At 32.0% G+C, this 26,559-nt stretch carries 33 protein-coding genes; 12 read left to right on the top strand and 21 right to left on the bottom strand.

The window, feature by feature from the left end:
- Positions 1 to 28: 28 nt before the first annotated feature.
- From ABWO08_RS03050 to ABWO08_RS03015, 8 genes are all read right to left on the bottom strand, one after another.
- Positions 29 to 1,234, bottom strand: coding sequence for an NlpC/P60 family protein (locus ABWO08_RS03050; protein WP_353083582.1), 1,206 nt, complete (start codon positions 1,232 to 1,234; stop codon positions 29 to 31).
- A gap of 115 nt (positions 1,235 to 1,349) precedes the next feature.
- Complete coding sequence (locus tag ABWO08_RS03045; protein ID WP_353083581.1) at positions 1,350 to 1,883, bottom strand: YceI family protein; 534 nt, start codon at positions 1,881 to 1,883, stop codon at positions 1,350 to 1,352.
- Positions 1,884 to 1,893: 10 nt separating this feature from the next.
- Positions 1,894 to 2,262, bottom strand: a complete 369-nt coding sequence (locus ABWO08_RS03040; RefSeq protein ID WP_353083580.1) for a hypothetical protein — start codon at positions 2,260 to 2,262, stop codon at positions 1,894 to 1,896.
- Positions 2,263 to 2,276: 14 nt separating this feature from the next.
- The gene (locus ABWO08_RS03035; RefSeq protein ID WP_353083579.1) at positions 2,277 to 3,146 is read right to left on the bottom strand and encodes a DUF5777 family beta-barrel protein; all 870 of its coding nucleotides are present in this window, start codon (positions 3,144 to 3,146) and stop codon (positions 2,277 to 2,279) included.
- Between the two features lie 7 nt (positions 3,147 to 3,153).
- Positions 3,154 to 3,558, bottom strand: coding sequence for an OB-fold protein (locus tag ABWO08_RS03030; RefSeq protein WP_353083578.1), 405 nt, complete (start codon positions 3,556 to 3,558; stop codon positions 3,154 to 3,156).
- Positions 3,559 to 3,659: 101 nt separating this feature from the next.
- Entirely contained in the window at positions 3,660 to 4,421 is a 762-nt protein-coding gene (locus ABWO08_RS03025; RefSeq protein ID WP_353083577.1) for a T9SS type A sorting domain-containing protein, read from the bottom strand.
- Between the two features lie 5 nt (positions 4,422 to 4,426).
- Positions 4,427 to 4,942: an ankyrin repeat domain-containing protein gene (locus ABWO08_RS03020; protein ID WP_353083576.1), complete on the bottom strand. Its 516-nt coding sequence runs from the start codon at positions 4,940 to 4,942 to the stop codon at positions 4,427 to 4,429.
- Between the two features lie 60 nt (positions 4,943 to 5,002).
- On the bottom strand, positions 5,003 to 7,186 hold the full coding sequence (locus ABWO08_RS03015; protein ID WP_353083575.1) for a B12-binding domain-containing radical SAM protein: 2,184 nt from the start codon (positions 7,184 to 7,186) through the stop codon (positions 5,003 to 5,005).
- A 112-nt stretch (positions 7,187 to 7,298) separates the two neighbouring features.
- Here ABWO08_RS03015 and bshC point away from each other — a divergent pair, with 112 nt between their 5' ends.
- Together bshC and ABWO08_RS03005 are read left to right on the top strand one after the other, a co-directional pair.
- Positions 7,299 to 8,888 (top strand): bacillithiol biosynthesis cysteine-adding enzyme BshC, encoded by a 1,590-nt coding sequence (bshC, locus tag ABWO08_RS03010; protein WP_353083574.1) that lies wholly within the window; start codon positions 7,299 to 7,301, stop codon positions 8,886 to 8,888.
- Between the two features lie 67 nt (positions 8,889 to 8,955).
- Positions 8,956 to 9,375, top strand: coding sequence for a nucleoside-diphosphate kinase (locus ABWO08_RS03005; protein WP_353083573.1), 420 nt, complete (start codon positions 8,956 to 8,958; stop codon positions 9,373 to 9,375).
- A gap of 72 nt (positions 9,376 to 9,447) precedes the next feature.
- On the opposite strand, the gene ABWO08_RS03000 is transcribed toward ABWO08_RS03005, so the two are convergent.
- Together ABWO08_RS03000 and ABWO08_RS02995 are read right to left on the bottom strand one after the other, a co-directional pair.
- Positions 9,448 to 9,744, bottom strand: coding sequence for a DciA family protein (locus ABWO08_RS03000; RefSeq protein WP_353083572.1), 297 nt, complete (start codon positions 9,742 to 9,744; stop codon positions 9,448 to 9,450).
- On the bottom strand, positions 9,744 to 10,163 hold the full coding sequence (locus tag ABWO08_RS02995; RefSeq protein WP_353083571.1) for a hypothetical protein: 420 nt from the start codon (positions 10,161 to 10,163) through the stop codon (positions 9,744 to 9,746). Before ABWO08_RS02995 ends, ABWO08_RS03000 begins: the two co-directional genes overlap by 1 nt.
- A gap of 104 nt (positions 10,164 to 10,267) precedes the next feature.
- Between ABWO08_RS02995 and ABWO08_RS02990 the strand changes: the two genes are divergently transcribed.
- Positions 10,268 to 11,341 carry a serine hydrolase domain-containing protein gene (locus ABWO08_RS02990; RefSeq protein WP_353083570.1) on the top strand — a complete coding sequence of 358 codons (1,074 nt, stop codon included), beginning with the start codon at positions 10,268 to 10,270 and terminating at the stop codon, positions 11,339 to 11,341.
- A gap of 8 nt (positions 11,342 to 11,349) precedes the next feature.
- On the opposite strand, the gene ABWO08_RS02985 is transcribed toward ABWO08_RS02990, so the two are convergent.
- The 7 genes from ABWO08_RS02985 to ABWO08_RS02955 form a co-directional block, all read right to left on the bottom strand.
- Positions 11,350 to 11,535: a hypothetical protein gene (locus ABWO08_RS02985; protein ID WP_353083569.1), complete on the bottom strand. Its 186-nt coding sequence runs from the start codon at positions 11,533 to 11,535 to the stop codon at positions 11,350 to 11,352.
- 5 nt (positions 11,536 to 11,540) lie between these two features.
- A complete protein-coding gene (ftsY, locus tag ABWO08_RS02980; RefSeq protein ID WP_353083568.1) occupies positions 11,541 to 12,521 on the bottom strand; it encodes a signal recognition particle-docking protein FtsY in 981 nt (326 codons plus the stop codon).
- Between the two features lie 116 nt (positions 12,522 to 12,637).
- Positions 12,638 to 12,790, bottom strand: a complete 153-nt coding sequence (locus ABWO08_RS02975) for a DUF4295 domain-containing protein (RefSeq protein WP_298115202.1) — start codon at positions 12,788 to 12,790, stop codon at positions 12,638 to 12,640.
- Between the two features lie 58 nt (positions 12,791 to 12,848).
- Complete coding sequence (gene rpmG, locus ABWO08_RS02970; protein ID WP_313323216.1) at positions 12,849 to 13,031, bottom strand: 50S ribosomal protein L33; 183 nt, start codon at positions 13,029 to 13,031, stop codon at positions 12,849 to 12,851.
- A 26-nt stretch (positions 13,032 to 13,057) separates the two neighbouring features.
- Entirely contained in the window at positions 13,058 to 13,294 is a 237-nt protein-coding gene (rpmB, locus tag ABWO08_RS02965) for a 50S ribosomal protein L28 (RefSeq protein ID WP_353083567.1), read from the bottom strand.
- A 74-nt stretch (positions 13,295 to 13,368) separates the two neighbouring features.
- A complete protein-coding gene (locus ABWO08_RS02960; RefSeq protein WP_353083566.1) occupies positions 13,369 to 14,619 on the bottom strand; it encodes a competence/damage-inducible protein A in 1,251 nt (416 codons plus the stop codon).
- A 28-nt stretch (positions 14,620 to 14,647) separates the two neighbouring features.
- A complete protein-coding gene (locus tag ABWO08_RS02955) occupies positions 14,648 to 15,073 on the bottom strand; it encodes a PH domain-containing protein (RefSeq protein ID WP_353083565.1) in 426 nt (141 codons plus the stop codon).
- A gap of 107 nt (positions 15,074 to 15,180) precedes the next feature.
- On the opposite strand from ABWO08_RS02955, the gene ABWO08_RS02950 reads away from it, so the two are divergent.
- From ABWO08_RS02950 to ABWO08_RS02935, 4 genes are all read left to right on the top strand, one after another.
- A complete protein-coding gene (locus ABWO08_RS02950; RefSeq protein WP_353083564.1) occupies positions 15,181 to 16,020 on the top strand; it encodes a 1,4-dihydroxy-2-naphthoyl-CoA synthase in 840 nt (279 codons plus the stop codon).
- A gap of 69 nt (positions 16,021 to 16,089) precedes the next feature.
- The gene (menA, locus tag ABWO08_RS02945) at positions 16,090 to 17,052 is read left to right on the top strand and encodes a 1,4-dihydroxy-2-naphthoate octaprenyltransferase (protein WP_353083563.1); all 963 of its coding nucleotides are present in this window, start codon (positions 16,090 to 16,092) and stop codon (positions 17,050 to 17,052) included.
- Positions 17,049 to 17,726: a metal-dependent hydrolase gene (locus tag ABWO08_RS02940; protein ID WP_353083562.1), complete on the top strand. Its 678-nt coding sequence runs from the start codon at positions 17,049 to 17,051 to the stop codon at positions 17,724 to 17,726. Before menA ends, ABWO08_RS02940 begins: the two co-directional genes overlap by 4 nt.
- 5 nt (positions 17,727 to 17,731) lie before the next feature.
- The gene (locus tag ABWO08_RS02935; RefSeq protein WP_353083561.1) at positions 17,732 to 18,781 is read left to right on the top strand and encodes an o-succinylbenzoate synthase; all 1,050 of its coding nucleotides are present in this window, start codon (positions 17,732 to 17,734) and stop codon (positions 18,779 to 18,781) included.
- Here the strand turns inward: ABWO08_RS02935 and ABWO08_RS02930 are convergent.
- Both ABWO08_RS02930 and menD read right to left on the bottom strand, forming a co-directional pair.
- A complete protein-coding gene (locus ABWO08_RS02930) occupies positions 18,774 to 19,604 on the bottom strand; it encodes a CvfB family protein (protein WP_502902946.1) in 831 nt (276 codons plus the stop codon). The two genes, ABWO08_RS02935 and ABWO08_RS02930, sit on opposite strands and share 8 nt — an antisense overlap.
- A 75-nt stretch (positions 19,605 to 19,679) precedes the next feature.
- A complete protein-coding gene (menD, locus tag ABWO08_RS02925; RefSeq protein WP_353083560.1) occupies positions 19,680 to 21,335 on the bottom strand; it encodes a 2-succinyl-5-enolpyruvyl-6-hydroxy-3-cyclohexene-1-carboxylic-acid synthase in 1,656 nt (551 codons plus the stop codon).
- Positions 21,336 to 21,516: 181 nt separating this feature from the next.
- Between menD and ABWO08_RS02920 the strand changes: the two genes are divergently transcribed.
- Positions 21,517 to 22,011: a GNAT family N-acetyltransferase gene (locus ABWO08_RS02920; RefSeq protein WP_353083559.1), complete on the top strand. Its 495-nt coding sequence runs from the start codon at positions 21,517 to 21,519 to the stop codon at positions 22,009 to 22,011.
- Positions 22,012 to 22,014: 3 nt separating this feature from the next.
- On the opposite strand, the gene ABWO08_RS02915 is transcribed toward ABWO08_RS02920, so the two are convergent.
- Positions 22,015 to 22,398: a pyrophosphohydrolase domain-containing protein gene (locus ABWO08_RS02915; protein WP_353083558.1), complete on the bottom strand. Its 384-nt coding sequence runs from the start codon at positions 22,396 to 22,398 to the stop codon at positions 22,015 to 22,017.
- 305 nt (positions 22,399 to 22,703) lie between these two features.
- Between ABWO08_RS02915 and ABWO08_RS02910 the strand changes: the two genes are divergently transcribed.
- Genes ABWO08_RS02910 through ABWO08_RS02895 form a run of 4 tightly spaced genes read left to right on the top strand, consistent with a single transcriptional unit; the run spans position 22,704 to position 25,339 of the window.
- The gene (locus tag ABWO08_RS02910; protein WP_353083557.1) at positions 22,704 to 23,813 is read left to right on the top strand and encodes a GyrI-like domain-containing protein; all 1,110 of its coding nucleotides are present in this window, start codon (positions 22,704 to 22,706) and stop codon (positions 23,811 to 23,813) included.
- 57 nt (positions 23,814 to 23,870) lie between these two features.
- Complete coding sequence (locus tag ABWO08_RS02905) at positions 23,871 to 24,413, top strand: RNA polymerase sigma factor (RefSeq protein WP_353083671.1); 543 nt, start codon at positions 23,871 to 23,873, stop codon at positions 24,411 to 24,413.
- A 30-nt stretch (positions 24,414 to 24,443) separates the two neighbouring features.
- Entirely contained in the window at positions 24,444 to 24,857 is a 414-nt protein-coding gene (locus ABWO08_RS02900; protein ID WP_353083556.1) for a hypothetical protein, read from the top strand.
- Positions 24,858 to 24,868: 11 nt separating this feature from the next.
- Entirely contained in the window at positions 24,869 to 25,339 is a 471-nt protein-coding gene (locus ABWO08_RS02895) for a sensor of ECF-type sigma factor (RefSeq protein ID WP_353083555.1), read from the top strand.
- Positions 25,340 to 25,422: 83 nt separating this feature from the next.
- Here ABWO08_RS02895 and ABWO08_RS02890 read toward each other — a convergent pair whose 3' ends face one another.
- Positions 25,423 to 26,460, bottom strand: a complete 1,038-nt coding sequence (locus ABWO08_RS02890) for an oxidoreductase (protein WP_353083554.1) — start codon at positions 26,458 to 26,460, stop codon at positions 25,423 to 25,425.
- Positions 26,461 to 26,559: the final 99 nt, after the last annotated feature.

Here is a 26,559-nt window from a genome sequence, read left to right as displayed (position 1 = left end):
GGAGTTTTTTGTTATATATAAAAAGAAATTATTCTGGTAAAACTCGGTTTACTTGAACGAATGTTCTTGCATAATACGGTTCATTTAAAGAAGAAACTACAACTCCAGAACCTGTAGAAGAATGAATAAATTTGATCTCTCCATTAGTTACTTCAGTCACTAAACCAACATGGCTTATTCTTCGACCACCAAAAGTTGCAAAAAATATTAAATCTCCTTTTTGTGCTTGCACTTTATTTATTTTAACTCCGTATCCAGCCATTTCATGAGAGGATCTTGGCAAAGTCATATCTAAATTCTGAAAAGTAGAAAACATCAATCCAGAACAATCAAAACCTGCACTCGTGGAGCCACCACTACGATAACGAGTACCTAAATTTTCTGAAGCTTTTTTAATTAAAAACTCAGCTTTTTCAATATTACCTGCGGGAATATCTTTAATTTCAACATCATCAACTGGAAGTGGTATTGTCTCAATAACCTTTGAATTGGCTGCTCCTACTCCTTTTTTTACAATCAACAAATAATCAACTGGAAGTCCATTTTCAATTCCTGGATTTAATTTTTCTAAATCGGAAACCGTAACTCCATAGGTTTTAGCAATGCGGTATAAAGTTTCTTTAGGTACTACTTTATGAACCAAATCGCCAGATGTATTGACATCTGCAACAACTTCAGTTTTGGTATCTTTAACTGTATTAGCTTCAGAAATTGGTGCGACTTCTTGTGTGGCTTCCTGATTTGGAATTTTAAGTTTGATTCCCTTTTTTAAATTTTCAGTTTTTAAAATTGGATTTAACTCACATATGGTTTCCATTGTAATTCCGTACTTTTTTGAAATACTATACAAAGTCTCTTTTGAAAGAACTAAGTGCGTTAAAAATTCCTCTTTAATTATAATTTTTGGCTCTGTAACTTCTTTAATTGGAAGTTCGGAATTTAGCTTTTCCTTCTTAATATTTTTATCAACTAATTTTTCTTTTTTATCTACTTTAGAAGGCTTTTCTTTTTCTTTAAACTTCTTATTCGGAATTCGAAGCACTTGATTTAATTGTAATAAAGCGCCTTTTGCCTTAGGATTTAATTCATAAATATCTTTCTCACTTACATCATATTTAATCGCTAAGGCCAATATTGTTTCGCCTTTGGATATTTTGTGCTTAATTACTTTTTGAGAAAATGCAGCTAACGAAAAGAAAAAGAAAAGGGCGAATAGTATATGATTTTTTTTCATGCTTTTGAATTAAAAAAAAGTACAATTTGTACCTTTTAAAGGGCTTGCAATTTACAAAAAAATTGAGGGAGGACTTTGGCTTTAACTTAATTTTAAAATATTGAATTAGAAAAATCTATTGCTTATTTTCTAAATCTAATTTAACTGAAATTTTAGCTGTCTCTGAAAGTGTTTTTTTAGCTAATGCAGGTACTTCTAATTTATACTCTTTCAACTTTACATTAAAACTACCAGAAATTGTAGTCTTTGTTCCTACAGTTAATGTCATTTTTGTTTTTACTTTATTCGAAACTCCATGAATCGTTAACTCTCCTTCAACGTCATAAGCACCTGATTTTCCTTCAAACCCAATAACTTTACCTTTAAAACTTGTTTTTGGAAATTTATCACTCTCCATATAATTTTCATTAAAGTGCTCTTCCATTAAGGACGATTTAAACTTAAATGATTTTACAAGTCCTTGAACCACAAGATCCCCATTAGATTTATCAAAAATAGAAGAAACAGTCGTGCTGGTAGCTATAACAGAATCCATAGCGCCAGACACCGTTGCATCAAACTTAATTTCACCCGAACGCGTTATCATTTTTTGAGAAAATGCAACCGTTGAAAAAGCAATACAAATGAATATTAATAGGGTGTTTTTCATAATTTAAGTTTTAGTTTTCAGGGTAATTCGTATCAATCCAATTTTTTATAGTAGTAATTGTATTGTTTGATAATGGAGCATCATTTTTTGGCATTCTTGGTGATGTACACGAGCTTGATGAAATACTGCAAAATAATTTAGAACTTACAATTCCGTTTTGAGCATTTACAACACTTTGATAAGTATCTAGATCTGGAAAAATTCCTTCACCACTTTGCGAATGACAATTTACGCATTTAGCATCCATAATTGGTTTGATATTTTTGGAGTAGGTTGGATTAACAACAACTCCTTCTATATCTTGGATAGGTCTTGAATCACATGAAACAAAAAATGCAACTCCTAACAACAACACAATTATTAATTTTATATTTTTCATATCAACTTTTATAATTAAAATACTCTATACATATTAAATCCAAAGAATATATCTTTTCCTTGATTGATGCCTGAAGCAGTTGTATAATAAGATACATCATTCATGGTTTGACTATTTGATAATACTAATTGAAACACATGTCCACCAGTTTCAATATCTAAGCCAAGTGTCATTGGATTATGATAAGTATAATCATAGGCTTCAGGTAAATTTAATCTAGCCGCATAATCTAAGTTAATGCTTAGCCTTTTTGCTATTTTAAATCTTGCTCCAGTACCAAGTAAATAAGTATTTTTTTGCTCGGTAAGTTCATCATATAAATTTTTATGAACTAAAATTGGATTTAATATAACCGAAACTGAATTATTTACTTTTCGAGATACAATTAATTGCGAAGAATAAGCCAATCGATCATTAAATTTTAAATCTGGATATAAATCTGTTTTTAAATCACTTCTAATATCCATTGTATTATACCCAACTATTGTAACTGGAAATCCATCAATTTCTTGATTTGCCATTTTATATTTTACTGCAAATTCATAGTTCTTTTGAAAGGTATGTCTTGAAAAACCTAAAGACAACCAATCGGTTGCTCCATAAATTCCACCTAATTTAGTATAAGCTACATCCAATCCGAAAAAATTATTTAATCCATCGGTAATGTCACCAAAACGGTGTGAAACTAAAAAATAAAATTCCCCTTTTGCAGGTAATTTTGTTGATTGCATGTTTGCTACTTGCAAACCTTTAAAGGCTGCCGATGCAATTTCTTTTTTCACTGGTTTATTTGAGTCTAGCTCATTCATCAATTCATCTTGTGCATTGGCAAATCCAAAGCAAAAAAGTAAAACAATTGACAAGGTTAATTTTTGTAATTTCATTTTAAATTTAGTTATTTATTGAACATTGATCCATGTTTACACTCCCCATTAAGTCGTCGTAACCAATTACACGACCTTTAATTGCAATGGTTTGACCTACTAATGATTTAGAATCTACAGCAGTTAACACGCAAACTACTACTTCATCTAAAATAATTTCTTTATTGTTTACCGCGGTAATTTTTCCAGAGATTGCAACTGGTTTTTCTAAATACTTTTTGTTGGCCTCAGTCTCATTTGCTACAAACTTTGCAACAAATTCTTTTGCAGTTAGAGTGTATGCCACTTCTTCACTTTTTAAATCTCTTTTGCCACCATTATAAGCATAATAACGTGCTGAAAAAAAAACTCCAACCGCGAGTAATAGTACTAGTATACTAATTATTAATATTTTAGATAACTTTTTATTCATAGAGAAAATGTAAAGTATAGCAACAAAAAATGGCGCTTACACGCCAAATTTAGTCAATTATATTTTAATTTAATTTTATTTAACTTAATAAAATATTGAAATTAGTTAATAATAATTTGCTTCCAAGATTTTTCAGAATCATTTTTCAATTCTAATAAGTAAACCCCAGAAGATAATCCATCTAAAGCAATTTCAATTTCGTTAGAATCAGAATTAAATTTAATCTCTTTAACAAAAGCTCCTGTTTGAGAGTATAAATTGATATTAGTCAATACAACATTTGTTTTTAAAGTAAAATTTCCATTTGAAGGATTAGGAAAAACAGATGCAGATTCTAAAGAAAATTCATTATTACTCAAAGTAAAGTTTCGTGTTTCATAACCTCTGTTTGTTGCTTGGTGATTTGTTAATGATGTAGAAGCACTATTAGCCCTTGCCCATGCCAAACTTATAGAATTTGTTGAAGCGTAAGGTAACTGAAAATCATTACTGTCAGAATTTGTTAAAGAACGCTCTAATGTTAATGTTCTAACACCCAATATAGCATTATCTGAAACAGTTGTCCAATCTTGACTAGAATCAATTGAAGGGGAAGCATATCCACCATAATTTCTATCTGACAATGATGTAGTATAAACAAGTACATCTCCACTTGCCATATTAAATCCAGAAACAACTCCTAGTCCAAGTGCAAACCATCTATCAGAAGGACCTGTTAACACTAATGTAACTTTTGATGTTGAATTGTTTAAGGTTAAACTAGCCGTCATGTTAGAAGTTAAATTGATAATTCCAGTTGACTTGCTCTGTGAAAATCCAGAAAAACAAACAAGAGTTAATAATAAAATAGTAATTTTTTTCATAGGTTTTATTTAAATAGATTAATAATTAATTCGTTTTTTGTAATGACAGCATATTCAAAAGCTGTTTTTCCTTGTTTATCGATTATACTTTTATTCGCTTTGTGCTCTAAAAGTAATTGTATCATTTTTTCATTTTGAAACTGTGCTGCATACATCAAAGCAGTTATTCCATTTATGTCGGTCAAATCGGGATTTGCTTTATTTAGCAATAAGATTTCAGCCATTTTAATATTTCCTTTTATTATACAAGCCATTAATGCAGTTCCATTAGAGCTTATGTAATCTAAATTTGCTTTTTTATCAACTAAAAATTTTGCTACTTCATTATTGTTTTTATAACAAGCTAGAATTAGCATACTTGAAGAATTCGAATCAACTGAATCAATTATTTTTTTATTCTTTGCGTATTCAGAACTAATTTCAGAAAAAGTTCCTTTTCTAGCAATGTCAAAACAATTTTTTTCTTGAGAAATTCCCAAATTAGAAAAAACAAAAAACAATAGAACAAAAATGGGTTTCATTAGTTTATAATTAATCTCGTTAAAGATATAAAAAATAAATAAATCTAAAAAAATTGTTTTTTACAAAACGAGTAAACCGTTATTTCTTAATTGATTAATAGGTTTTGAAAACCAAAAAAGTTCAAAATCCTCAAAATCCATTTCAAATTCAGATTTAATTTGCTGCTGCGTATAAACAACTTCTTTGCCAACAGAAATCTTATTAAGTAAAAGCAGTAGCCAATTAGCTTTATCTTCCTCTAAAGCAATTTGAAAAGTATTGGTTTTTGTTTGAAAAGTCAATTCCATCATTTGCCAACTCATCCCCTTTTTAGATTTGGTAAATGAGGAAACTTCCGGTTTAGTTCCAAGCCAAAAAACTTTCGCAGATGGTTTGAAAGAAAAATCTTCATCCTTTTCTAAACAAGAATAAATATAGTCGGAAGCAATTTTAGTATTCGGAATTTTAAAATCAAACCAATCTTGCAAAGGATAATCAAAACACATTCCGTGCATAAAATTATATAAAGATTTCTTTAAACCATAACTAAATTGCTCATGATCAATTCCTGTTTTATCTATAAAGTTAATGTCATTATTAGCGAATGAAATTTCATTTTGCAAGGGAATAACTCCAAATTCCTCTGGATTCAATCCCACAGGAGAATGTGCTGTCATAGCAAATTGATGCCAAAAACCCGATTGTATAATTCCTAATTCAAACATTTGACGCACCATCTCCAAACTATCAACTGTCTCCTGAATAGTTTGCGTTGGATAGCCGTACATTAAATAGGCATGTACCATTATACCACTTTCGGTAAAATTCCGAGTTACTTGGGCTACTTGCGCAACCGAAACCCCTTTTTGAATTAAATTTAATAGTCGATCTGAAGCAACCTCAAGTCCTCCAGAAACCGCAATACAACCCGATTCTTTCAATAAATAAGTTAAATCGGCAGTGAAACTTTTTTCAAATCGAATGTTGGTCCACCAAGTGACTACCAATTTTCTTCGGATAATTTCTAAAGCTACTTCACGCATTAATGCTGGCGGAGCCGCTTCATCAACAAAATGAAAACCAGTTTCTCCTGTTTGTAAAATAAGTGCTTCCATCCTATCCACAATAGTCTTAGCAGCAACTGGTTCGTATAATTTAATATAATCTAATGAAACATCACAAAAAGTACATTTACCCCAATAACATCCATGCGCCATGGTAAGTTTATTCCACCTGCCGTCACTCCACAAACTGTGCATTGGATTGGCAATTTCAATAACCGAAATGTACTTATCTAAAAGCAAATCAGAGTAATCAGGGGTTCCAACTTGACTTTGTTTATAATCCGGTTTAGTAGTGTTATTCTTATACGATACCTTTTCGTTTTCTAAAATAAATGTTCGCTTAAAAACATCTTCGGCAGGCTCTGTTTGACTTACTGAATTGTAAATTAATTCCAAAGGGAGTTCGCCATCATCTAAAGAAATAAAATCGAAAAACTCAAAAACACGTTCGTCTTTCAATTCACGAAGTTCAGTATTGGGAAACCCACCACCCATCGCAATTTTGCAATTCGGAAAATTTGATTTTATAAATTGGGCACACCTGAATGCACTATATAAATTCCCAGGAAAAGGAACGGAGAAACAAACTAATTTAGGTTGGATTTCATTTATCCTTTCCTTTAATATTTTTAAAGTAATTCGGTCAATATAAGTTGGTTGTTTTTGCAAATGCAAATACAATTCATCAAAAGAGTTGGCACTTCTACCCAAGCGCTCGGCATATCGACTAAAACCAAAATTTTCATCAATGCACTCAACGATATAATCAGATAGATCTTCAAGATATAAAGTAGCCAGATGCTTTGCTTTATCTTGCATTCCCATGTTTCCAAATGCCCATTCCATATCATCTAATTGATTAAAACGGGAGGCTTCTGGAAGGAAATTTCCGCTGCAAATGGTTCGTGCCAAGGACTGATTTTTTCCTTGTAAAAAAGAAACTACCGAATCGATTGTCTTACTATATTCGTCTTTTAAGGAATAAATTCGGGTTGAATTTTCAGACTTAGAATTTGAATCAACTTGAAATAAATCGGTTAACCCTTTCTTTGAAAATAATTCAAGAATAACTTCTATTCCCAAATCCATTTGAAAAGACTCAATACTTTTGGTATTCAAAAATCCTTTAATATAAGCCGAAGCGGGATACGGAGTATTTAGTTGGGTAAAAGGAGGAGTTATTATTAGAATATCTTTCAATGCAGGTTATTTTTCGAAAGTAAAAATACTAATTTAGTAACAACTATTTTCTAATCAAATTGAATTTGTAAAATGAATTTGAATTTTAAGTATTTTTGCAAAAAACAAAACAATGCCAACAGATTGTATTAGCTATCAAGATTCGGTTTATTTCTCTAAATTAATCGTTGATTATTTAGATGAAAAGTCTGAGCTAAAGCCATTTTACAATCGGTTTCCAAAAATTGAAAATTTCAAGGATCAAATAGCCGAAAAACAACAGAATTTCCCTCATGAAAACCGGGAAATATTAGTTGCCGAACTTGAAAAACAATATTTGAATTTTAATATTTCAGAAGCTACTCAAAGTAATATTCAACTATTACAAAGCAAGAATACCTATACAATAACCACAGGGCATCAACTGAATTTATTCACAGGCCCGCTGTATTTTATTTACAAAATTGTTTCGACAATAAACCTTTGCAAACAATTAAAAAAGGAATATCCCAATCAAGATTTTGTACCTGTGTATTGGATGGCCACTGAAGACCATGATTTTGAAGAAATAAATTATTTTAATTTCAAAAACAACAATATTCAATGGAAAAGAGAAAGTTCGGGGCCAATTGGAAGATTATCAACCGATGGTTTAAAGGAAGTTTTCGCGCAATTTTCTAAAGAAGTTGGCACAAGCGAAAACGCAAATTATCTCAAGGAATTGTTTAAAAAATCGTATTTAAATCATTCTAATTTGACTGCAGCAACACGTTATTTAGCAAATGAATTATTTAAAGATGAAGGATTGCTGATTGTTGATGGAGCTGCAATTTCATTAAAAAAAATAGTCGCGCCTTACTTAAAAGAAGAATTGCTAAATGAAACTTCTTTTGAAAAAGTAACCAAAACAGCTACACAATTATTGGAATATAAAATACAAGTAAATCCTAGAGAAATTAATCTCTTTTACATTGAAAATGATTTACGCGAACGCATCCTATTAGAAAACGGAACCTACAAGGTAAACAATACAGCCATCACTTTCACACAAAATGAAATTCTAAGTGAATTAGAAAATCACCCAGAAAAGTTTAGCCCAAATGTAATCTTAAGACCTTTATATCAAGAAGTGGTCTTGCCTAATTTATGTTACATAGGCGGAGGTGGTGAATTGGCGTATTGGTTGGAATTAAAATCAAATTTTGAAGCAAATAACATTACTTTTCCAATACTATTATTAAGAAATTCGGTACTGATCGCTACTACAAAACAAGCTGAAAAAGCAACCAAATTAAGATTAAGTTTTGGCGAATTATTTATAAACCAACAGGAGTTAATCACTCAAAAAACAAAAGAGATTTCTAAATTTTCAATTGATTTTACAAAACAAAAAGAAGCTTTAGAAAATCAATTTAAAGAACTTCTGGCTATCGCATTACAAACCGACAAATCATTTATTGGCGCAGTAAAAGCGCAAGAAGCCAAACAAATAAAAGGCCTAGAGAATTTAGAGAAACGGTTACTAAAGGCAGAAAAACGTGCCCATACCGAATATTTAAATCGAATAATAGATTTGCAAAACGAACTTTTTCCAAACCAAATTTTGCAGGAACGCAAATTGAATTTCAGCGAATTTTATTTAGAATACGGTGCTGACTTAATTCAAAAATTACTTTCAGAATTAGAACCTTTAAAACAAGAGTTCAAAGTAATCACATTCTAGCAACGTTCCTTTGTTAATCGCAAAAAAAAGTCTATTTTTGCACCCAAATTAAAAATAATACAAAAAAATGGCTACTAATAGAACATTTACAATGATTAAACCAGATGCCGTAGAAAACGGACATATTGGTGGGATCTTAAACATGATTACTGAAGGCGGATTTAAAATCGTTGCTTTAAAATTAACACAATTAACTGTTGCTGATGCTCAAGCATTTTATGCTGTGCACGCTGCAAGACCTTTTTATGGTGAGTTAGTTGAATTTATGTCACGCGGACCAATCGTTGCTGCAATTCTTGAAAAAGAAAATGCAATCGAAGAATTTAGAACTTTAATTGGTGCAACTAATCCAGCTGAAGCAGCTGAAGGTACAATCCGTAAAAAATACGCTACTTCAATCGGAGAAAATGCAGTTCACGGATCTGATTCTGATGAAAATGCAGCAATTGAAAGTGCATTCCACTTTGCAGGAAGAGAGCAATTTTAATAAAGAGTTTATCTAAATATAAAATCCCATTTCAATGAAATGGGATTTTTTTATTGCTTAAAGTTTATATTTCTATCTTAAAACTACCTCTTTCACCACTTCTTTTTTTAGCTCTTCATTAATCATGGCAATTATTTTTTGTTTACCATAACTCAATTCTTCTCGCAAAACTGCCGAAGTAAGTTTAACATATAATGTAGTTCCCTTTAAAATCACTTCTTGTGTATAGCTATTTACTCCATTTCCCATCAAGTCCTTCCAAGCTTTTTCTACATCAATTTTATCCATGCCGGTTTCAAGCTTATTTTGCTGAATAAACTGCTGCAATACTTCTGAAATTGAACTTTCGTTACTTAATCTTTTGGCCATTATTTGATTGAAAAAGGGAGGTGACGTTTGTAATGGTATTCTAAATTATTTTTATTTTTCAAAATCAAAACACTATCTTGAATTTCAATAACCTCTTCTTTCCATTTACCATAATTGGTAGCATAGTTAATGAAATAAGTGCCCTTTTCTTTAGAGATTTTGACTATTTCTTTAATATCATTAGTTAAATAAGTTCCGTTTAATTGCGGCATTACTTTTTGGCGAAAGCCTTTCTGATCTTTAACTGAAAAAAAGTCAATGGTTTCATTTACTTTATATTCTTTCTTTTCACCATCAGGAAGTTCAACTTTTTGAATTTCCCAATAGCCATTAATTTTGGCAAGATCAGCCTCAGTTACCGGAGGTTTACAAGAGATTATCAATAAACTAAACAAGAAAAGAATAAGCGAGTTTTTCATAACTAAAATAAAAATATAAAATTACAATTATTTTTAAGTAATAAAAAAGTATTTTTGAATAAACCTTTTAACACCCAATAAGTCAAATATTAAATATATTTTTCATGAAAAACTATTTTCCGTTATTACTATTGGCTTTTTTTATTTTTGGCTGTAGTTCAGATAATAATTCTAACTCCAATACAGATGAAGCAATGTATTTTCCTCCAAACAATGGAAGTACTACATGGGAAACTAAATCCATTTCAGCACTTGGATGGAACGCTAATGCGGTTCAGCCACTTATAGATTATTTACAATTAAAAAATACCAAATCCTTCATGATTTTAGTGAATGGAAGAATTGTAATGGAAAATTATTTTAACGGACATTCGGCAACTACAGCTTGGTATTGGGCCAGTGCCGGAAAGACTTTAACTGCTACAGTAACCGGCATAGCAGAACAAGAAGGATTTATAAACACAAATAATAAAGTGTCAAATTATATTGGAACTGGCTGGACAAGCGCGCCTTTAGCAAAAGAAAACTTAATTACCTGCAAACATTTATTAACCATGACATCAGGTTTAGATGATACCCTTGGCGATGATGTTTCACCTGCAAATTTACAATATGTTGCAGATGCAGGAAATCGTTGGGCTTACCATAATGTATATGTAAAACTGCAAGATGTTGTGGCGCAAACTACAGGTCAAACATGGACAAATTATTTCAACACTAAGCTACGAGACAAACTAGGCATGACAGGCGGCCTGTGGGTTAATAGCACTGAAGGAACAAGAACTTACTGGAGTACTACAAGAAATATGGCACGATTTGGATTGATGGCTTTAAATAAAGGAAAGTGGAATGGAACTACGGTTATTAATGAAAGCTACTTTAATTTGGAAACCACAACTTCGCAATCAATAAATCAATCTTATGGTTATTTATGGTGGCTTAATGGAAAATCGAGTTTTCGTTTACCTCAAAGTCAATTTCAATTTAATGGAAGTATTATTCCGAGTGGACCAAGTGACATGTATGCCGCTCTTGGAAAAAACGACCAAAAAATTTATGTAATTCCAAGTAAGAAAATGGTTGTGATACGAATGGGAGAAGCTGCAGATACCGTAAATATGGCACTATCTGATTTTGATAATGTGTTGTGGCAAAAAATAAATGCGCTTTATCAGTAAAAAATGTTCTAAAATTTAGAATTAAAAAACTTAATTAAAGCGTAAACAAACACTACAAAAGTCACTAATTGCAATCCCATAGCAATAGTAGGAAGTTTTATTTCTATAATTTTAGATACTATTTCAGCACCTATACAAAGCAACAACAAAATTAGTGGTGAAGCTGTTTTGAAAAAATTAATTAGTTTATTCATAGCTATTAATTAAAGAAACTGTCTACAAACTCATATTTATTAAACACTTGCAAATCTTCAATTCCTTCTCCAACTCCAATATATTTTACTGGAATTTGAAATTGATCAGATATACCTATTACTACACCGCCTTTAGCAGTTCCGTCAAGTTTAGTAACCGCCAAGCAGGATACTTCGGTTGCAGCAGTAAATTGTTTCGCTTGTTCAAATGCATTTTGCCCTGTTGAACCATCCAATACTAACAATACATCATGTGGCGCATCTTCGGTAACCTTTTGCATAACCCGTTTCACTTTAGACAATTCACTCATTAATCCAACTTTATTATGCAATCTTCCTGCTGTGTCAATAATTACGACATCGGCATTTTGAGAAACGGCACTTTGAAGCGTATCAAATGCTACAGAAGCAGGATCTGAACCCATTTGTTGTTTTACAATTGGAACACCTACACGATCTGCCCATATTTGTAATTGATCAATTGCGGCAGCACGAAAAGTATCGGCAGCACCCAGGACAACGCTGTAACCTGCTTTTTTAAATTGGTAAGCTAATTTTCCGATTGTAGTTGTTTTTCCTACTCCATTAACTCCAACAACCATGATAACGTATGGTTTTTTGTTTTCAGGAATTTTAAATTCTGTTTCTTCACCAGATTTTGTTTCAGATAAAAGTCCGGAGATTTCTTCTCTAAGAATCAAATTAAGTTCATCTGTTCCTAAATATTTATCAGCAGAAACACGCTCTTCAATTCGTCGGATGATTTTTAATGTTGTTTCCACTCCAACATCCGAAGTAACTAATATTTCCTCTAGATTATCTAAAACTTCATCATCAACTTTAGATTTTCCAGCTACCGCTTTAGTGAGTTTTGAAAAGAAAGACGTTTTAGTTTTCTCTAAACCTTTATCAAGAATAACTTTTTCTTGTTCGGTAATAACGGGTTCTTTTTTTTCTGAAGAAAATAATTTTTTAAAAAAACTCATAATGTAAGTTGCTTGGTATTATATACAAATACAATTTTTAAAATAGTAGTGACAAATATAAAAATAAAAAAGCTACTTCCGTTAGAAAGTAGCTTAGTAATATTTTATAATGGGAATTATTTCTTTTGTAAGAAACTATCCACTTCTTCTGGAGTCATAATGCTTTCAACAAAAGTGTAAGCTCCGGTTTTTGGAGATTTTACCATTTTGATAGCTTTTGTTAATCTCTTAGAAGCTGTTTGTAACGTTGCAACGGTCTTTTTTGCCATGATTCAATGAGTATTTGAATTTTAATAATTCTCTTTTGAGTTTAATTAAAATGTCTAATTATTTAATTTCTTTATGAACAGTCATTCTCTTTAAGATTGGATTAAATTTTTTAATCTCTAATCTGTCTGGAGTATTTTTTTTGTTTTTGTTAGTGATGTAACGAGAAGTTCCTGGAAGTCCAGACTCTTTATGCTCAGTACATTCTAAAATAACTTGAATTCTATTACCTTTCTTTGCCATCTTACTTTATATTTATTAGGATAGGATTATTTAATAAATCCGTTAGCTTTAGCAGTTTTTAATACTGCAGCCAATCCATTTTTATTAATTGTTTTTATTGTTGAAGCAGCTACTCTTAAAGTAACCCATCTGTTTTCTTCAGCAAGAAAGAAACGTTTTTTAACTAAGTTAACAGAAAATTTTCTCTTAGTTTTATTCATTGCGTGGGAAACGTTATTTCCTACCATCGCTCTTTTACCTGTAAGGTCACAAACTCTTGACATTATACTTATCTTTTATCGTTATTAAAATCGAGGGTGCAAAGAAACAAAAAAGAAACCTTATTGCCAAAAAAATATTAGACATTTTTCAAAATTTCTTTTTGAAGCAATTCAAATGCTTTATTTACTGTTCTATCTATCACTTTTTCACGAGGTTGCCCAAAATTAAATTCTTCAACCAAAACTCCATTTGGAGTAGCAATTGCAATAAAAACTGTTCCAAGAGTCACATCGGCATCTCCCTTTGACGGACCTGCGTTTCCTGTTGTAGCAATTGCATAATTGGATTTCATTACCTTTTGCACTCCCAAAGCCATCTCGGTAGCAACTTCCGCACTAACTACAGAGAATTTTTTAATTGTATCTTCCGAAACTTCCAACATCGAAACCTTGGTATCTGTAGCATAACTAACTACTCCACCTCTGAAATAATTGGAAGCACCTGGCACTGCAGTCAGTTCTTGAGCAATTTTACCTCCAGTACAACTTTCTGCTACAGCTATAGTTGCATTATTTTTTGTTAACTGTCTTCCTAAAACTATTGCGATAGTTTCATTTTCATCAAATCCAAAAATAATATCTCCAATTATTTTAGCTAAAGCATCTACTTTATTATTAATAGTTCTTTCTAAAAGTTCTTTGTCTTTTCCGCGGGCAGTTAATCGTAAGCGAACTCTACCTGGCGAAGGCAAATAAGCCAACTTTATAAATTCGGGTAAATTATTTTCCCAATCTTCAATTCGCTCCGCAACCAAACTTTCACCTTGACCATAAGTCATAATTGTTTTATGGATAATATATGGACGCTCATACTCTTTAACTATCTTCGGAATGATTTCATTTTCAACAATATATTTCATCTCATAAGGAACGCCGGGTAACGAAATATAAACAGTATCCTCTTTCTTCATCCACATTCCGGGAGCGGTTCCTACTTTATTGAATAACACCTGACATTTTGAAGGCACCAGTGCTTGATCTTTATTCATTTGAGAAGCCGGTCTATTCATCACCTTTTCAATCAACTCAATTACATGAGTCTGAACTTCATGATTAATAACTAAGGTGTCTTCAAAATATTCGCAAAAAGTATGTTTAGTAATATCGTCTTTCGTTGGACCTAATCCACCTGTGATAATTACAAAATCGACTTTGTTTTGCAGTTTTTCTAAAGTTTCTAATATATGTTGCTTGTTATCGCTTACAGAAAGTAGCTCATGAGTTTCTACCCCTATTCGATCAAGGGATTTTGCAATATAACCTGAATTGGTATCAATGATTTGGCCGATAAGAATTTCGTCGCCAATAGTTACTATGGTTGCTTTCAAAGTAAAATAAGTTTATTAGAATTGAATATTAAATAATTTCAATTTGTGGATTGATTTTTTTTAGTTCCGAAATAAAAATAGCACCATTTTTCGGAGAAATAAATAAATCATCATAGGAATTGTAAGTAACAATAAACCCTTTTGTATCTAAAGCTGGCTTCAGCATTACCGGAACATTCAAGCCTGAATAGTGTTTAATAGATTTAATTTTAGTAATATCAACCCTTCCTCTAATTGGACCCGAACGGTATAGCAAAAAGTTGCTTTTTATTACATAACGGGTATCCAAAATCACCCAAAGCACAAAACCAATTACTAATGAAACAATAATAACCGGGATTAATGGATTGTTTCCCTTATTAAAATTCAATACTAATGATAAAAGCAAAGACAGAACTAAAATCCATAAAACAATAACAGTAAAAGGGTTTTTAGTGGATAAAAATCGGGTCATAATTTTTTTAAATGGGCTTTTAATGATAAAAACAAAAATTCGTTTAATTTTACGCTAAATTAATACAATTAAATATCACAAACGAATTTTAATAAAAATAGTTTTAAATGAGTACAATTAATTGGGTAACCGTAAGAGAATTTGAAGATATTACCTATAAAAAATGTAATGGTGTAGCACGAATTGCTTTCAATCGTCCAGACGTGCGTAATGCCTTTCGACCAAAAACTACCAGCGAATTATTGCAAGCCTTTCATGATGCTCAAGAAGACACTTCAATTGGAGTGGTATTACTATCTGCCGAAGGGCCTTCAAGCAAAGACGGAGTGTATTCTTTTTGTAGTGGCGGCGATCAAAAAGCACGTGGTCACCAAGGTTATGTAGGAGATGATGGTTACCACCGCTTAAATATTTTAGACGTGCAACGATTAATTAGATTTATGCCAAAAGCCGTGATTTGCGTAGTTCCAGGATGGGCTGTTGGTGGCGGACATAGCTTGCACGTGGTATGCGATTTGACTTTAGCAAGCAAGGAACATGCTATTTTTAAACAAACCGATGCCGATGTTACCAGTTTTGACGGAGGTTACGGCTCTGCCTATTTAGCCAAGATGGTTGGACAAAAAAAGGCTCGAGAAATTTTTTTTTTAGGAAGAAACTATTCTGCGCAAGAAGCAATGGATATGGGAATGGTAAATGCGGTAATTCCGCATGATGAATTAGAAGATACCGCTTACGAATGGGCTCAAGAAATATTGGCGAAATCGCCAACTTCTATTAAAATGCTTAAATTCGCTATGAACCTAACCGATGACGGTATGGTTGGCCAACAAGTATTTGCCGGCGAAGCTACTCGATTAGCTTATATGACCGATGAAGCCAAAGAAGGTCGCGATGCCTTCTTAGAAAAACGCAAACCCAACTTTAACAAAAAATGGTTGCCATAATAATGGTTTAAAGTTCAATGTTTAAAGTTATTAACGTTAAACTTTTTAAACTTCAAAAAATTAAATAAAATGAAACATTGGATTGATGCAGCGCGAGTTCGCACCCTACCCCTTTCGATTTCCGGAATTTTAGTGGGTAGTTTTTATGCCATGTCTCAAGGTATTTTCAACTGGAAAATTGTGATTTTTGCTTTATCAACCACACTTGGTTTGCAAATTCTATCCAATTTTGCCAACGATTATGGAGACGGAATGAAAGGCACCGACAACGAAGATCGGGTTGGCCCCATGCGCTCCATTCAAAGTGGCGCTATCACTCCAGGAGCCATGCGCTTTGCCATATTTATTACTTCATTTCTTACTTTGGTTTCTGCCATGTTGCTTATTTATTTTTCTTTTAAAGGTAAATATTTATATTATTCCGTTCTTTTCTTCGTCTTGGGGATTTTAGCAATTGCTTCGGCAGTTCGCTACACCGTAGGAAAAAACCCATACGGATACCGTGGCTATGGCGATGTTTTTGTTTTTATTTTCTTCGGAATTGTAAGTACAATTGGAGTAAATTTTATGTTTTCTAAAGAATTAGATTGGCTGTTATTCCTTCCTGCAACTGCAATCGGACTTTTAAGCGTAGGTGTTCTGAATTTAAATAACATGCGCGACGAAGAATCTGATAAAAAGTCAAACAAGAATACAATCGTAGTGAAAAATGGTGGCGCTTGGGCAAAAAAATACCATTTCATTTTAATCGTTTCTGCAATGGTTTTAATGTTGGCATTTGCACTTATCTTTGATTTTAGCTACCGCGATCAAAATCCAGGTTCGTTTAACTTTGATATTTATTTCTTTTTATTGGCTTACTTTCCAATAATAGCGCACTTAAAAAGAGTCGCAAAAAACAATGAACCAAAATTATTAGACCCTGAATTAAAAAAATTAGCTTTAAGCACCTTTTTACTATCCATTTTATTATCGCTTTCGCTGATTTATTTTATTTCCGATTTTATCATTTATTATACCAATTGGCCATGAAAATAACCTTTTACGGGCATGCCTGCCTAGGAATTGAAGTTAGCGGAAAACATATTTTAGTTGATCCATTTATTACAGCTAATCCCAAAGCAGCTCCTATTGATATTAATACGCTTCAAGCTGATTATATTTTGCTTACCCACGCCCACAGCGATCACATTTTAGATGCAGAAGCTATAGCAAAAAGAACAAACGCTACAATTGTATCCAATTATGAAGTTGCAGTCCATTTCGGAAACAAAGGACTAAAATACCATCCCATGAATCATGGTGGTAGTTGGCAATTTGATTTTGGAAAGGTAAAAATGGTTAGCGCGATTCACTCAAGTTCTTTTCCTGATGGATCTTATGGAGGCAACCCTGGCGGATTTGTAATTGAAGGAGAACACAAAAACATTTATATTTCTGGAGACACTGCGCTTACAATGGATATGAAACTAATCCCGATGCGCACCAAATTAGATTTAGCGATACTTTCTATTGGAAATAACTTTACAATGGATGTAGAAGATGCAATTATTGCGGCCGATTTTGTTGCTTGCGATAAAATACTTGGAGTTCATTACGATACTTTTGGCTACATTGAAATAAACCACGATGAAGCTAAAAAGAAATTTTTCGACGCCGGAAAAGACCTAATGCTGCTAGAAATTGGTGAAAGCATTGCGTTATAAATACAATGAAAGCCACATACCAAAAATACATACTAAATTTCAAAAATCCTTCTGGCACTTCCAGAGGTGTTTTGAATACCAAAGAAACGTGGATTCTCATTTTAGAACAAGATGGCAAAAAGGGAATTGGAGAATGCGGAATCCTAAGAGGATTGAGCGCGGACGATCGACCTGATTATGAAGAAAAACTAAACTGGACTTGTCAAAATATTCACATAGGAAAAGACAAACTCTGGGAACAACTTATAGAATTTCCTTCTATTCAATTTGGAGTTGAAATGGCATTTCAATCTTTAGCTTCATCAAATCCATTTTTATTATTTCCGTCTGAGTTTACCGAAGGCAAAAAAAACATTTTAATTAATGGATTAATTTGGATGGGGGAACCCAAATTCATGAAGCTACAAATTGAGGAAAAACTGGCTCAAGGTTTTGATTGCATCAAGCTAAAAATAGGCGCTATTGATTTTCAAAAAGAGCTGGATTTATTACATTTTATCAGAGCAAATTTTGACGAAAAATCGATAGAAATTCGGGTTGATGCCAACGGAGCATTTAATGAAATCGAAGCTTTAAATAAATTAAATCAATTATCTGGTTTTAAATTACATAGCGTAGAACAACCAATTAAAGCAAAACAATCTGACAGTATGGCAGAATTATGTCATAAAACCCCTATTCCTATAGCCTTAGATGAGGAATTGATAGGGATTTTCAATTACTGTGAAAAAGAAGCGCTTTTGCAAAAAATAAAACCTCAATTTATCATTTTAAAACCGAGTTTTATTGGAGGATTTAAAGGCGCAAAAGAATGGATTGAGTTGGCAGAAAAATACCAAATTGGCTGGTGGATTACTTCTGCACTAGAAAGTAATATTGGATTAAATGCTATTTCACAATGGACCTTTTTGCAAAATAATTCTATGCCTCAAGGATTAGGAACTGGTGGTCTTTACACCAACAACTTTGACTGCCCATTAGAAGTAAAAAATGGACAACTTCAATACAATTCCGAAATAGATTGGGAGGTTAATTTTGACACAAATATTAATTAACCAAGTAAATTCCGTCTTCTTTAATTTCAATTAACTTTTGTTTGTACAACAAACCAATTGCTTTCTTAAAGGTTTTTTTACTCATTTTTAATACCGTCTTGATGTCCTCAGGATTAGAATCATCGTTCAATCTTAAAAATCCTCTGCTAGCTCGCAGCTCATTTAAGATCACTTCCGAATTAGGTTCGATATTTTCAAAGCCTTGTTTGTGCAGAGAAACATCTATTTTACCATCAGGACGCACATTTTTAATATAGCCTTTCATCTTGTCACCAGTTCGAATTGTATCATCATATACCTCATCTTTATACACCAAACCTTTGTGTTTTTGATTGATGATCACATTAATTCCGATTTCGGTAATATGAGATATAATTAGATCTACTTCTTCATTTTTTTCCAAATCAATGTTTTCGTTATCCAAAAACTGATTAGTTTTACTTGAAGCTACAAGTCGGTTGGTTTTTTCATCTAGATAAAGGTAAACTAAATAGCGTTTCCCTTTTTCCATTGGACGCGCTTGTTCTTTAAATGGAACTAAGATGTCTTTTTCCATTCCCCAGTCTAAAAAAGCACCCACTTGATTCACATAATTCACGCGTAATAATGCAAATTCATTCAGAACTACATACGGCACCAAAGTAGTAGCTACAGGGCGTTCTTCATGATCTAGATACACAAATACATTAATCTCTTCGCCAATTTCAAATACTTTAGGAACATATTTATTTGGTAGTAAAATATCCTCTTTTCCATCGGTTAAAAATAATCCGACTTGAGTGTGCCTGCTAATTGTAAGGGTATTAAATTGACCTATTTTCATAATGTTCTGGAATTTTGACAAAGGTACGAATTGGAACTCTATTATTAAACCACTAAATCAATTAGTTAAATAGCTTTATTTCAACTCTTTAAAATAGTCCAACAACACTTTGTCGTTTTCTAAAGTAGGGGTAAAAACTTCTAGTAAAGTTGGTTTTTCATCATTTGAAAACAAATCTTTCAAACTAGATTCTAACGTAGCCTCGTTGCTAGCAATAAGATAATTGAAACCATACATTTTAGCTAAATGTACCGCAGTAAAGCAATGCGAAGTTTCAAAAAAAGTATTAAAAACAGGTGTTTCTTTATGTCCTGGTAAAATTCGGAAGATTCCTCCTCCTCCATTATTGATCAGGATAATTTTAAAATTATTCGGGATGTAATTATTCCACAACGCATTGCTATCGTATAAAAAACCGATATCGCCTGTGATAAAAACACAAGGTTTTGTAGTCCCTACAGCTCCGCCAATTGCAGTTGAAGTGCTCCCGTCAATTCCGCTAGTCCCTCGATTACTATAAACCTCAATACTTTTTTCAATATCAAATAATTGAGCATAACGAATTGGCGAACTGTTGCTTATATGCAATTGAGAATTTGCAGGCAGTGCAGGCATTACCTTTTCAAAAACTTTAAGATCGGTAAACGGAATCTTTGCAAGATATTCTAAACTTTTCTTTTGACGATAGGCTTTGATATCTTGAGCCATTTGATTGTAATTACTCGCTACCGTTTCAGTTAAATTAAAAAACGACTGAAAAAATAAATTGGGAGTCATTACAAAATGCTTGTTCAAGCAGCCAAAAGTATCGTAGGCCCTTAAATCATCAATATGCCAATGTTGATTGGGTTGGTATTTTCTTAAAAATGCTTTAATTCGTTTAGAGACAATCATTCCACCAAAAGTGACTAAAATTTCGGGTTGGAAATCAATAAAATCCTTTTCCGTAAAAGGAGTAATAATTGAATCAATGGTATTTATAAATTTTGAATGATGTAAATTGGATGTCGTTTCAATAAGCACCACCACAGAAGGATCATTTGCTAATTCATCCATATAACCTTGCTCAACTGCATTGGGTTCGTTTACACCAACCAAAACTAATTTCTTTTTGCTTGTATTCCATAGATTAGCAAATGGCTTTAAATCTTCGCTAGCAATAGCATTTGATTCAAAAGAAATGATATTTGGGTTAACCGATAATTCGGAAGTTGTTTCATATAAAGGCTCTTCGAAAGGGGCGTTAATGTGCACAGGACCTTTTTTGGTGAAAGCCATATAAATTGCTTCCTGAATTAAATTATCATTATTTACAGAAGCTTCTTGGGTTAGATTGGCGTTAAATAAAGAATGATTGGCAAAAACATTTTCCTGACGAATAGTTTGACCGTCACCAATATCGATTTTGCTTTGCGGTCTATCGGCAGAAATTACAATAAGTGGAATTTGACTGTAAAATGCCTCCGCAAATGCAGGATAATAATTTAATAAAGCCGATCCAGAGGTACAAACCACCACAACAGGTTTTTTTGTTTGCTGTGCAATACCAAGTGCAAAAAAGGCCGCCGATCGTTCATCGGCAACACTATAACAATTAAAAAAGGGATCGTTACCAAAACCAATTGTTAAAGGTGCATTTCTCGATCCTGGAGAAATTACAATATTGGATATATTTTTAGCACGAAGAATTTCGAGGATTGATTGCGCTAAAGGTATTTTTGGGTAGATCATTGTTACTGTGAGGAGCAAATAGCAACTTCCTCAATAATTATTTAGTATTTTCTAATTGCTTTGCAAAAATACAAAGTAATTTAGGTATGAAAAATTAAACAATGATTAAAGTTACAATAAATAGATTAATTTATGAATTTCAATAATTTAATTATGGATAAAAATATACTATTTTTGAAACATGGAAATCAAAATTAGACCTTACCAACTAGAAGACGCCAATGCAATTTTAGAAATTATTAATTATAATATTCTAAATTCAACCGCTTTGTATGATTACCAACCTCGATCCCTAGAAACTCAAATTAGCATTTTTCAAGATAAATTAGCAAAAGGATTTCCAATCATTGTAGCTATTGAAAATGACATTGTGGTTGGCTTTGGATACTATAGTGAGTTCCGTTTTAGAGAGGCCTATAAATTCACAGTGGAGCACTCTGTTTACTCCCGCCCTAACCACATTGGAAAAGGAATCGGTAAACAAATTCTTGAGTCGCTAATTGATTTAGCAAAAGCTCAAAAATTACATACCATGATTGGAGTCATTGACTCTGAAAACAAAAACAGCATTGCATTTCACGAAAAGTTTGGCTTTAAAACTGTCGGAATTATAAAAGAATCTGGATATAAATTCGACCGATGGTTAGACAGCGTTTTTATGCAAAAAATGCTGTAGTTCTTATTTTATTATTGATTCAATATTTGGCTTGAAATAATTTGGTCCTTTAAGCACTTTTCCGTCTTCGCGATAAATTGGCATTCCATTTTCATCCAATTTACTCATATTGCTTCGTTGAATTTCGTCAAAAACTTCTTCTATTTTATGTTGTAATCCGTGTTCAATTATTGTTCCGCACAAAATATATAACATGTCGCCAAGCGCATCGGCAATTTCAGTTATGTCATTATTTTGGGCTGCTTCAAGATATTCTTCATTTTCTTCTTTCATTAAATTATAACGAAGTAAGTTTTTGCTTTCGCCTAAATCTCCAATAATATTCTCACTGTATCCTAATTGAAAACTGGTATGAAACTCTTTAACGGAATTAATCTGTTTTTGCATGATTATTTATAATAAAATTAAAAAGCCAAATTACAAATTAGAAGTATTATTGCCTAAATTTGTTAAAAAATTCATACATATGTTCACAACTGGTCAATTGTGTTTTGCAGCAGCGTTTATTATTGCGTTTGTAACTGCAATGATAATAGCTTATAAAAAAGATAAATCGCTTCACAACCAATTTTACAAAGGGAATTATAAAATATTATTGGGCTTTTTTGCCTTTATTTTGATATTATTTCTGATTAAAATTTTCTTTAAACATTAATTTTATTTACATTTACTATTACTTTAAATGAAATATCATGCGAATTCTTAAATACATTGCTTTGCTATTATTCCTTTTTCTAATTGGATTAAGTGTTTTTGTGTCTACTCAAAAAGGAGATTATGATGTCACTGTAACTAAAGTAATTAAAAACCCAAGAGGCATTGTATTTAATTATATCAACGATTATAAAAACTGGGAAACGTTTTGTTCTTGGATAAAAGAAGACGATTCCTATAAATTCACTTATCCAGGACTTACCATGGGACAAGGTGGATCTTGTAGCTGGACCAGTAGTTCTAGCGACGGAAACATCAAAACATTTGCTGCAAAGGAAAACGAAAGTATTTTTCAAAAAATGAAAAATAACGAAGAACTTTCTGAAGTATACTGGACTTTCAAAGACACACTTGGTGGCACTAAAGTAACTTGGAGAAATAAAGGCAAACTCGACTTTAAGTCAAAGGTTAAAGCATTCTTTTCGGGCGGAATTAATAGTGTGGTTGGTTCTATTTATGAAAAAAGTTTGGAAAACTTAAACGCTACATTAGACTACGAAATAAACACTTACTCGATTAAAATAAATGGAATAACAACGCTACCCGGCGGTTATTATTTAAAACAATATTTACATTGCAAACAAAAAGAAACTGAACGTAATGTTAGTATTTTAGTCTCTAGAATGGAGTATTTTTTTGATAAAAATAAAATTAACGCAAGCGGAAAACCATTTATTATTTACCACAAATACGATCGCGCTAATAATGATGTAGCATTTTCTGTTTGCATGCCAGTTAGAGATTCTATTAATGTGATGCCTGGAAGTGACATTCAATCCGGTAAAACGGCTAGTTACACTTCTTTAAAAACTACTTTGGTTGGAGATTATTCGCACAAACAAAAAGCTTGGAAAAAAGCACTTGATTTTGTAGCTAAAAATCATCTAGAGCGCAACAGATCAGGTCAAATCATTGAAGTACATAAAGTTGGCAGAAAGGATGTAAAAAATCCATCTAAATGGGTAACCGAAATTTACATCCCTGTATACCCAAAAGCAATTCAAGTAAAAGAAGATAGTGCAACACAAGAATCGGTGACCGCAGACAAACCTTCAGAAAAAGAAACTATTGCAGACAACGCAAAATAAAACAGCTCACTTTTAAACCTTTTACTAAAACTTTATTCCAATATATAAATTTTGGCATTGCAAGAAGAAAAGGACTTTATAAAAGAGTTGATAGACCCTAAAACGCAAAATGTAGCGTTTCAAAAATTGCTGCTTGAATATCAAAAACCTTTATATAATCTTATTCGAAACATTGTATTAGATCATGATGACGCTAATGATGTATTGCAAAACACTTTTATAAAGGTATTTCAAAATTTAAAAAATTTTAAAGGAGAGAGTAAGCTTTTCTCTTGGATGTATAGAATTGCTACTAATGAAGCTATTACTTTTATTAACAATAAAGCAAAACGCAATAAAACAACCAGCGCTGAAATGCAATCGAAATTGGTAGAAAATTTACAATCCGATGTGTATTTTGAAGGTGATGCAATTCAATTAAAACTACAAAAAGCACTTGTTTTACTTCCCGAAAAACAGCAACTTGTATTTAAAATGAAATATTTTGAAGAATTAAAATACGAACAAATTTCTGAAATCTTGGGCACTACGGTAGGCGCATTAAAAGCATCCTACTTTCATGCCGTGAAAAAAATTGAAGAATATTTAAACAATAATTAAACCTTTACATAAATTAAAGGTCCTATAAACATGAAAAATAATCTACTTGAAAATGAGAAAAAAATAACTTCCGGGTTTATTGTACCTGAGTATTATTTTGAGAACTTTTCAGCTGATTTAATGCAAAAATTGCCGGCAAAAGAAATAAAAACTATTTCATTTTATGCCCGCAACAAAAAATGGATTTATTCAGCAGCAGCCATATTAGTTATAGCACTATCTTTACCAATAGTTTTTCAAATGGAAAAAGAAGAAGAACTATTAAGTGATACTGAAATTGAAAATTATCTTACACAACAAAATGTAATTTCTGAAGATGAAATAATTAACTGTCTTGAAAAGGAAGATTTAGTTAATTTGAAAATAAATTCAACTGTAACTGAAGAAGCATTAGAAGAAGAATTAATTAACAACAACGAATTAGAACAATATATCACCAATTAAAAAAAATGAAAATGAAAAACTTAACTACAGCAATCATTTCCTTCATACTATTAACTGCGACTTCTTATGCGCAAAGAGGTACATTAAGAGATCGATTTGAGGATAAAAAAGATCAAATCAAATCCCTTAAAATTGCATTTATTACAACCGAATTGGACTTGACTTCCGAGGAAGCTGTTAAATTTTGGCCTGTTTTTAATGCTTTTGAAGACAAACAGCAGGAAATTAGAAAACAAAAATTAAGGTCTTATCTAGACCGAACAGACGGAAATTCTTTAGATAGAATGTCAGAAAAAGATGCTACTGTATTAATGAATCAAATAGAAAGCACCGAAGACGAATTATACCAACTGAAAAAGAAATTCTTAACCAATTTAAGAGGTGTGTTACCTTCTGTTAAAATATTAAAACTAAAAAAAGCTGAAGATCAGTTTAACAAAAAACTATTGCAACAATACCGAGACAGAAGAGAACCAAGATAAGTTAGTATATACACTACTAATTAAGTTTCAAGCAATAAATTATAAAAAGCGATTTCTAAAATTTTAGAAATCGCTTTTTATTTTTACTTAAAATCCAGCCTTACCATTTTATCTTTACCTGCAGCAATAGCTGATGATTTATTGATAAACCGTATAGTAAATAAAGAAGAATCGCCACTAAGCTGTTTCCAAGAATTTCCTTTATCACAAGAATAATAAATGCCATTCGCCCCAACTGAAACTAGCTGTTCCCCATTACTGTCTGGAACAAATTGCACACAAGAAGCATATCCAAATCCTTGATTTTCAGAAACCAAATCCCATGTTTTACCTCCATTTATTGTTAATGCCTTGTTACCAAAATTTTGATTTGGTTTTTCATAATTTCCTCCTGCAATAAAACCTATTTTCTCATTGTAAAAATCGGCTGTAAATATTCCCGTCATAGTTTCACCTTGAATAATTGGCGAATTATTAACACTCCATGTTTTTCCTTTATCAGAAGAAAAGAAAACCCTAGCTTTCTTCCCACCAGAAACAATCCAAGTTTTATCACCCTTTATTACAATGTTGGTGTTGCTTGCCGCAAATGCTGCTTCTCCTTCATTAACTTCTGGTAAATTAGAACAAGAAACTTTTGTCCAAGTGGCACCTCCATTACGAGTAATTAGCATGCAAAAGCAATTTTCAATTGGGTCTCCAATTGCAATTCCTTCCTGATCATTCCAAAATTGCATACTGTCATAAAACACTTTCTCATTGTGCTCTTCGTAAACCAATTCCTTTTGCTGCATATCTTTAGAAAATTTATATATAAATGCCGGATTACCAACATTTGCAATAAAAATAGAACTACTAGTTTGGGCGATACTTCGAAATTCTAATTTCAAATTATCTTTTTCAATTGTGTATTCATTTCTGCTATTATTATTCAAATCAATAACTCCTACTCTATTTTTATCGGCAGTATAAAAAACTTTATCTTCTGAAATGGTAATTGGACGAATGCTTATTTTATCAGTGAATAAAGTATCAATTTTAACCGAAGTATAAATAATTTGCTTTGATTTACACGAAATCAATCCAATTGAAACTATTAATAATAGTATAATTTTCTTCATAATTTATGTTTATTTCCCTGCTAAAATACAATAAAATACCTGTTATTGATTTACAAAAAAACAATCTTGGCACAGATATTGGATATTAGTAAATTATAA

This window comes from Flavobacterium sp., assembly GCF_040383245.1.
Classification (GTDB): Bacteria; Bacteroidota; Bacteroidia; order Flavobacteriales; family Flavobacteriaceae; genus Flavobacterium.
The sequence above is the reverse complement of the archived record's forward strand: the minus strand, read 5'-3'. Positions and strand labels throughout refer to the sequence as shown.